General features: G+C 60.4%; 6 protein-coding genes and 2 pseudogenes. 3 read left to right on the top strand and 5 right to left on the bottom strand.

All coding sequences use genetic code 11. The features are described from left to right. The 4 genes and pseudogenes from EN742_RS16010 to EN742_RS16025 all read right to left on the bottom strand — a co-directional run. A pseudogene (locus tag EN742_RS16010) lies at window positions 1-1,549 on the bottom strand (glutamate synthase subunit alpha); the annotation flags it as partial. A 333-nt stretch (window positions 1,550-1,882) separates the two neighbouring features. Beyond that, window positions 1,883-2,995 (bottom strand): TlpA disulfide reductase family protein, encoded by a 1,113-nt coding sequence (locus EN742_RS16015; RefSeq protein ID WP_051695610.1) that lies wholly within the window; start codon window positions 2,993-2,995, stop codon window positions 1,883-1,885. 290 nt (window positions 2,996-3,285) lie between these two features. After that, a pseudogene (locus EN742_RS16020) lies at window positions 3,286-3,561 on the bottom strand (pyridoxal-phosphate dependent enzyme); the annotation flags it as partial. 8 nt (window positions 3,562-3,569) lie between these two features. After that, window positions 3,570-3,827 (bottom strand): hypothetical protein, encoded by a 258-nt coding sequence (locus EN742_RS16025; protein WP_029356656.1) that lies wholly within the window; start codon window positions 3,825-3,827, stop codon window positions 3,570-3,572. Window positions 3,828-4,438: 611 nt separating this feature from the next. Here EN742_RS16025 and EN742_RS16030 point away from each other — a divergent pair. Both EN742_RS16030 and EN742_RS16035 read left to right on the top strand, forming a co-directional pair. After that, entirely contained in the window at window positions 4,439-5,368 is a 930-nt protein-coding gene (locus tag EN742_RS16030) for a TauD/TfdA family dioxygenase (protein WP_128333014.1), read from the top strand. A gap of 880 nt (window positions 5,369-6,248) precedes the next feature. Continuing rightward, complete coding sequence (locus EN742_RS16035) at window positions 6,249-6,455, top strand: hypothetical protein (RefSeq protein WP_091600627.1); 207 nt, start codon at window positions 6,249-6,251, stop codon at window positions 6,453-6,455. A gap of 152 nt (window positions 6,456-6,607) precedes the next feature. On the opposite strand, the gene EN742_RS38130 is transcribed toward EN742_RS16035, so the two are convergent. Next, window positions 6,608-6,796, bottom strand: a complete 189-nt coding sequence (locus EN742_RS38130) for a hypothetical protein (RefSeq protein ID WP_158302651.1) — start codon at window positions 6,794-6,796, stop codon at window positions 6,608-6,610. A 482-nt stretch (window positions 6,797-7,278) separates the two neighbouring features. Between EN742_RS38130 and EN742_RS39395 the strand changes: the two genes are divergently transcribed. Next, window positions 7,279-7,566: a multicopper oxidase domain-containing protein gene (locus tag EN742_RS39395; RefSeq protein WP_236473615.1), complete on the top strand. Its 288-nt coding sequence runs from the start codon at window positions 7,279-7,281 to the stop codon at window positions 7,564-7,566. Window positions 7,567-7,941: the final 375 nt, after the last annotated feature.

A 7,941-nucleotide genomic window follows, 5' to 3' on the forward strand; every position in this document is an offset into this window, starting at 1 on the left:
CTTCCTGGGTAAAGCCGAACGCCTGCTGGCGATCGAGCAGGCTGACGTCCCTGCGCAGCGCCCGCGGCTCGACCGGCTTCAGGTCTTCGAGGATGAGCTGGGTGTTGGCGAGCCAGCTCTTGTAGGGATGCCTGGTCGCGATCTCCGACTTGATCTCCTCGTCGGAAACGATGCGACCCTTCTCCAGGTCGATCAGCAGCATGCGGCCGGGCTGCAGCCGCCACTTCTTGACGATCCTTTCCTCCGGCACCGGCAGCACGCCGGCTTCCGAGGCCATGATGACGCGATCGTCGTCGGTGACGATGTAGCGCGCCGGGCGCAGCCCGTTGCGGTCGAGCGTGGCGCCGATCTGGCGGCCGTCGGTGAAGGCCACCGCCGCCGGCCCGTCCCACGGCTCCATCAGGGCGGCGTGGTATTCGTAAAAGGCCTTGCGATCTTGATCCATCAGCTTGTTGCCGGCCCAGGCCTCGGGGATCAGCATCATCATCGCGTGGGCGAGCGAGTAGCCGCCCTGCGTCAGGAATTCGAGCGCATTGTCGAAACAGGCGGTGTCCGACTGCCCCTCATAGGAGATCGGCCACAGCTTGGAGATGTCGTTGCCGAACAGTTCGGAATCGACCGAGGCCTGCCGCGCCGCCATCCAGTTGACGTTGCCGCGCAGCGTGTTGATCTCGCCATTGTGGGCGACCATGCGATAGGGATGCGCCAGCTTCCACGACGGGAAGGTGTTGGTCGAGAAACGCTGGTGGACGAGGATCAGCGCCGTCTCGAAACGCGGATCGGTCAGATCCTTGTAATAGGCGCCGACCTGATAGGCCAGGAACATGCCCTTGTAGACGATGGTCCGCGATGACATCGACACGACGTAGAAGCCATTGTCGACGCCCTTGGTCTCTTCATGGATACGACCGGAAATGACCTTGCGCAGGATGTAGAGCCGCCGTTCGTAATCGTCGTCGCTCTCGATCTCGGCGCCACGACCCAGAAACACCTGCCGCTGGACCGGTTCTGAAGCAGCGATATCAGGCGCCTTTGACAGCGATGAATTGTCGACCGGCACGTCGCGAAAGCCGAGCAGCGGCTGGCCTTCGAGCTGCGCGACCTCGGCGATGATGCCTTCGATATGCGCCTGAAGCTCAGGATCGCGCGGCATGAACACATGGCCGACGGCGTAATGGCCGGGTTTTGGCAGTTCGACCCCCTGGCTGGCCATCTCCTCGCGGAAGAAGCGGTCGGGAAGCTGCACCAGCACGCCGGCGCCGTCGCCCATCAGCGGGTCGGCGCCGACGGCGCCGCGATGCGTCAGATTTTCGAGCACCGCCAGGCCGTCCGTGACGATCTGATGCGACTTGACGCCCTTCATATTGACGATGAAGCCGACGCCGCAGGCATCGTGCTCGTTGCGCGGATCGTAGAGGCCGTGGGCGGCGAACCCGGTAGGGGTCCGCCCGATCCTGGTCAGGCCAGTGGCGATGGACGGATTTTTGACGGCTGGCGCTTTCGTCTGCGCGGCCGGGCCGTTCGTCGCAGATGGCGTCACTTCCGTCATCGTCCTGTCCTCCGTTCTTGCCTGGCGCAGAGACAGGCGGTCGGCTGCGTCCCCCGTCTTCCCGGGATCGGTGGGCAGCGCCGAGCTTCATGTTGCCAGCCTTACTCCAGTGCCATCTTTGACGGGTCCGGGAGACCCTTAGCGGCAGTATGTTTTGGTGAGTTGATCAGGCACGTCTTCTCCTTGCTCGGTCACGTGTTTGCGGATAACGGCGAGGCTGGGCTGGACGCCTGGGCCGGCCTATTTGTACAACCACGTCAGGGAAATGGACGAATTGGCCAGTAAGCCATTCGACTATCGCCCCTCTTTGGTTTCCTCCTTGGCCGCCCCCTTTCACCTTTTGGGAAAATCCTCTTGCGGAGCCACACAGAGAGCGCCGTAACAAACCTTCTCACCCTTGTAGTTGGCCAGAGCCTGCAGCAACTCGGGTAGAAGGTGCTGTTTCAGGTCGTCCGAGACAGGCTCCGGACCCTCCAGCGCTTTCAGTGTCTGCTCGAGCAACTCGATGGCGCGATCTTTGTTGCCGCTCTCATGATAGTACTGAGCGACCACCGGATAAGACAGGAACTTAGAGCCGCCGCCTTGCGGCAGTGCCACGATGTGTTTGGACAGCTCTTCGCCCATCGCGAAGCGCTCAGCAGACGGAAAGCCGGAATAATCAAAGCCCGGCGCGAAGAGTTGGTATAGCGCCCAATACATCCATCCCTCGGACTTTCTGTCGATCGCGTCGCGAACGAATTGGCGCATTACGGGCAAGCCGGCCTGCATGTCGCGCATTCTGTGAAGCAACAGATTGACATGACTCACTCGGAAGTTGAGTTTGTCCGGTATCAAGGCGATGCCTTCTTCAATCGCCGAGAGCGCCGTCTTCCAATCCTCGGCCTCCATTGCCGGCCGAAGTTTGTCGTATATGGGCTTGGTCAGCGCTTGTTCGCGCGCTATGGTTTCGCCTTCCGCAATCCGCTCCGTATCGGCGGATTTTGCCTGATCGCTGGTGCGCCAGCTGCCGTTAAGCACCTTCGGCAAAACCTCATCGAGTTGCGTCGGATGACCGATAAAGGCGATGTGGCCGTCTCGGTCGACCACGAACGAGGTCGGGACCCCGTAAGAAAAGCTGGGCTCCATCCAAAGCTTGTCCATTTCGCCTGTGGAGTCGAATGCGATCCGATAGTTCAGATTCGGGAATTTTTCGGTCAACCAAGCGTCCAACGTGCTTCGGGCCTCGTCGGCCGTTGGAGCGTCTTCAGAAGCCGCGACTCCGACGATCTCAACGCCGTTGTCCTTGTATTTCTCCTGCAACTGGATCAGATGGGGCATCCCGTCCACACACGGGCCGCACCAAGTTGCCCAAAATTCGACTATGCACACTTTGCCGGGCTCAAAGCTGGTGAGGGGCTCGCCACGCAGCCAGTTCTCGACTTTAATCGAAGGAGCCGGGGACTCCATCTGCAATACCACGTTGCGGTCCAAAGCTATTTCCAAAGGTTTCTGCACGAGCTGGTTTCCTCTCAGAGACGGCACACGGGTTCAGGGAGGAGCGGATCGCTCGTCTTGCCCCATTGAGTGCAGTCACAGTCACTCAGTCTCAAAAGCCATGCCAACGCGCTCAGCGCGCAGTTAGCGCCCATTGCTTCGAAAAACCTCGACAGTGCCCAGATGTTGGTTGTAATGAACCTGACATTTGTCTGACGCTGTCAGCTTTTGGACACGCGATCACGCGCTTCGTGCCGCCAGAAGGCCAGGCCGAGCCCTGTGTTGCCAGCGGTCGCTTCGATGATTGTACCGCCCCGCGCGAGCTGGCCACGCTGTTCGGCATTAACGATCATCGACAACGCAATGCGATCCTTGATCGATCCGCCGGGATTCTGGCTTTCGAGCTTGACGAAGAGACGACACCTGCCGGTATCGAAGCTCTTCAGTTCGACGACCGGCGTCTCCCCAATCAGATCGAGCACTGACGCAAATGGCGGACGCAGGCGAGAGGACGCCTTTGTCGACGGTCGGCGGAACATCTCGAGGCTCATGCGGCTGCGGTCTCCAGAATGTCGGCATAGTGCCGTTGCGCAGCATCGGGATGCGAGCGCAGTCGGCTCTTCAGCAGTTGCGGAACAGTGCATTGTCGGGGTCGCTGGCGGGGCACCCGCTTCGGCAGCCGTTCAGGCGGCAGGTCAAGAAACCGTATGTCGGCATCAAGCCGCGCGCCGAAGAAGAAGGGAATCGAAACAGTGCCCTTCGAAAGACCCAGGGCAACGGAAATCATTGCATCGGGCGAGTTCATGCGCCTGAAGCAGCGCTGCCTGCAACTGCTTCATAGCGACAGGCGGGCGAGACTCTAGCGAGGCTTTCGCCGCTTGGTTGATTGAGGCTCTCGACGAAGCCACCAAGATTCGGCGGCCGATAATAGCTTGCTGCTCATTGGGACGTCGACCAACGCCGGGATTGAGAAAGGCAACCCTGCCCCACAAGGCGGGTGTCACACGTGCGGTGCGTCCGCTCGTCACGCCGGATGGTTTTTGAGACCTGGGTTCACGGCTAATCAGATGCACCCCTGTCGTCGTTTCGGTGCAGGCCGCCAGGGGGGCGTGTTGCAGCAGCTTGCAATTAGTTTCGCCACTACGGGGCGTGCGAGCACGGGGCTGCACAATGAGATCATATGCCGGCGTGGAGACCAAGGTGTGGCGCAGCCTTAGAGAACTCAACACCGAGACCGGAGCAACGGAGACTGCTCTTTCGTCGAGCCAGTTTAATTTAGAACATTCTTTCTATAGTTTACGTCAATTATCCTGTTCGATAGCTCTGTCGACTAGCGATGAGACTTTTCAACGCAGCGCGGACATCCGCTGGCCGGATGTGACTTGCTATCCCTTTCAAGATCAAACAGGAGAACCCATGAGCAGTCCAGTCCTTGTCAACCGGACCATTCTTGACTCCGACGTTGTATCGCTGACCAGCCGTGTCGGAGCTGAAATCAGAGGCGTTCGCCTTGGCGGAGACCTTTCGGACGCAGCGATAGCAGCCATCAACCAGCTTCTTCTAAAGCACAAGGTGATCTTCTTCCGCGGCCAGGAGCATCTCGACGATGCGGAGCAGGAATTGTTCGCGCGGCGTCTGGGTGACCTTGTACCTCATCCCACGCAGGGGCCGGCAGCCGGCACGGCCTCAATCCTCAATCTCGATTCCGGCCGTGGCGGTGGCAGGGCAGACCAGTGGCATACCGATGTGACTTTCGTCGATGCCTATCCGAAATTCTCGGTCCTACGTGGCGTCGTCATTCCGGCGGCGGGGGGCGACACGATCTGGTCCAACACGCACGCCGCGTACGAGAATCTGCCGGCGCCGCTCAAAATATTGGCGGACAATCTGTGGGCTATTCATAGCAATGCCTACGACTACGCAGCCGTGCGCCCGCGCGCCACAGCCGAAGAGAAGAGGCACTTCGAGGAAGTCTTCACATCGACGATCTACGAGACCGAGCATCCGGTCGTGCGCGTCCATCCGGAAACCGGGGAGAAGTCGCTGCTGCTCGGCAATTTCGTGCAGCGCCTCGTCGGCCTTTCCAAGAGCGATTCCGCCAAACTCTACGAGGTGTTCCAGTCCTACGTCACTGCCCCGGAAAATACCGTGCGGTGGCGCTGGCAAGTAAGCGACGTCGCTATCTGGGACAACCGTGCTACCCAGCATTATGCGGTCAACGATTATGGCGACCAGCACCGGGTTGTGCGTCGCGCTACGGTTGACGGTGACGTTCCGATCGGCGTCGACGGTCGCCGCAGTATAACCCGTGTCAAGGCAGCCAAGCCGGCGGCGAAGGCAGCCTGACCGTCTGAACAGGGTAAAGATGAAAACTTCGTATCGCCGCGGCCATATCGCGCTGCTTAACCGCCCCACAAAGCCTTATGATTTCCGAGAAGCAAGGCGAGTTGCGGGCTCGAGGCTTGGCCCGAAATCGAGGTCCTGCAGCGTGGCGCATGGCTCGAGTCGCTGCTCGTGGCCCCGCTGCAGCGGTACAGGTCCCCCACCGCCCCACCATCTCGCCCGCCCTGCACCTCGGATAGCGATCATTCACCGTTTGTTCATTATGATAGCGCACGATCATAACTGGACATGCTGGTAGCTCGTACATGCCTGAAGGCCCTGCGCGCCGACCCAGCGCCGGGGCCTTTTTACTTCCGCAAAATCGATTCCAGCAACGTGGGCACTTCGCAGGATGTCGCAATCCCGCGCTTGCGATGATACGCCGTACAGCGAATTGCGCGAGTCAAACGAATTTGGGTTCCTCAAATATAGAATCGTCGATACCGATCCTGATGGATCGAGCCTCGACGACGAAGTCAACCATCTTCAAACGGAATTATTCAACATTGCCGAGAGCTCCCGGTGTGCCGTCGAAGCCGACATTCGGGAGGTCAGCGGTCACCAACGATCATGGTGATCGCCAGCATCTTTCGTATTCACATGACCGTCGGCCTGGTACTTTCCCGAGGCCATGACATGAGTGGGTCTTCCAAGCACCGATTTGGCCCGGTAGGATTTGCAGGGGGCGCGGACAAGCGGATGAACAAACGGAATGATGCTGGAAAACTGCGCGCCTGCTGGGATTTAGCCGACCGTCGATAGGAACATAGCCCTGGTCGACGGCTTTCTGAAGGGCAAGAGTTTCGCCGACCTGGCTCAGGAACATGGCTTGTCGACAACGAGGGTGCGCCAAATCATCGAGAAGGCCGATCGGCTCGTGGGCGGCGGCATTCAGACCAAGACTGAAACGTCCAACGCCTCGCCTCGATCCGATTTCATGGTCGACTATCCCTATGTGTGCAAATTGGCCGAGAAGCACCGGCTGGGTAGCGTCACGCCGCATCATTCTTTGCGGAGCTGGAGCGCGCGGGATCGCCGGAGCGGCTGGTGAAAGCGGTTGCCGGGGCGCACGCCAACAACAACACGTGAGCTGGCGCCTCGTGTGGCAAAAGGAGAGGGCGAGAGCCCATGGCCTGCAATGAAGCGATCAAGCATTGCGATCGTGGAACCAAGCTGCCCAGTCGACCATCCGGACCGCGGCCTTCAATGCCAGCTCGCCTTGGAATCGGCCTTCCAGGAATTGGCTGAGCGCGCAGCGGAATCCGGCTGGACCGAGGAGATAGCCACGCGCTCCTCGAACTCGCCGGCGCGCGCCTCAGGAGCGACTCCGCCAATGACGAGACTGAGAGGACGATTAATCGTGCCAGGGCAACGAGAGAGCGGCAGGTTCAAGAAGCCTCGCCTGACCCGATAGGAACGTCGCTGCGCCAATAAAATTGGCGGTGAAGGCTGACCGCGGCCGAGTCGGGCAAGCGAGCGAAGTGCTGAAATAAGGGCGTGAGAATCCAAGACATCGTTTGTAGAGAGCATCGAGCTTCGCGAAATTGTGGTACAGGATCGACCGCAGGTGTTCTCGGAGCGCTCGCAGAACCCGGGATTCTTCCGCGGCACCCGCCAAGGCGAAGAACGGTCAGAGTTGCACGATAACGCTTAAAAGCGAGCCTTCCTCCGAAAGTCTGCGCGCGCAGTTCCACGGTCCGATGCGCTTTCATAGCTATTCCAATCGCCGCGCCCATTCTCTCCCGGATCAGGTCCAGCGGGTCTGCAGTGCATGCGCCCCCAAAGTGGACGCCATTGGGCCGGGTGAACCGGGCTCGATTGCGCGCCGAAGGCCCGTTCCAGGCCCGGAAATCCGGGTCCGTCAGGGCGAGCGCGTGCGGGTCGAGGTAGAGAACGGCCTTGCCGAGAAAACGACCGTGCACTGGCATCGCGTGCGTGTGCCACATGCCATGGATGGCGTGCCTCACCTCACGCAGAAGCCGATTGGAGCGGGCGAGCGCTTCGTCTACGAGTTCGACGCCGTCGACGTCGGCATCTGCTGGTATCACCCGCACCAGCGGAGCTTCGAACAGGTCGGGCGCGGACTTTATGGTCCGCTGATCATCGAGGAACCGAAGGCGGTGCGGGCCGATCGCGAGGTGACCTGGATGCTCGGTGACTGAGGGCTGACGAAATCTGGCGCAATCAGCGAGGATTTCGGCAACCGGCACGACATTCACCACAATGGCCGCGTCGGCAACACGGTTACCATCAATGGCCGCGTGCCGGATACCTTTGCGGTCAGAAAGGGCGAGCGCATCCGGCTGCGGCTGATCAACGCCGCCAATGCACGCATCTTCAGTCCCGACTTCACGGGTTTTCAGGCCGGCCGTCATCGCGCTCGACGGCCAGCCGGTGACGCCACACGCGCCGGAGGCGGGTGGTGCTGGGTCCCGCAATGCGCACCGATCTGATCCTCGACATGACGGGCAAGCCGGGCAGCCGGCTTTCGATCTTCGACCAGTTCTACGAGGGGCTGGAATATGAGCTCGTCGATC

The sequence above is a fragment of the Mesorhizobium sp. M4A.F.Ca.ET.020.02.1.1 genome (assembly GCF_004022645.1).
Classification (GTDB): domain Bacteria; phylum Pseudomonadota; class Alphaproteobacteria; order Rhizobiales; family Rhizobiaceae; genus Mesorhizobium.

What these genes read in the sequence shown, in the direction of transcription:
- EN742_RS16015 (WP_051695610.1), bottom strand. Translation starts at nt 2,995, where the DNA reads ATGGAGTCCCCGGCTCCTTCGATTAAAGTCGAGAACTGGCTGCGTGGC.
- EN742_RS16025 (WP_029356656.1), bottom strand. Translation starts at nt 3,827, where the DNA reads ATGAACTCGCCCGATGCAATGATTTCCGTTGCCCTGGGTCTTTCGAAG.
- EN742_RS16030 (WP_128333014.1), top strand. Translation starts at nt 4,439, where the DNA reads ATGAGCAGTCCAGTCCTTGTCAACCGGACCATTCTTGACTCCGACGTT.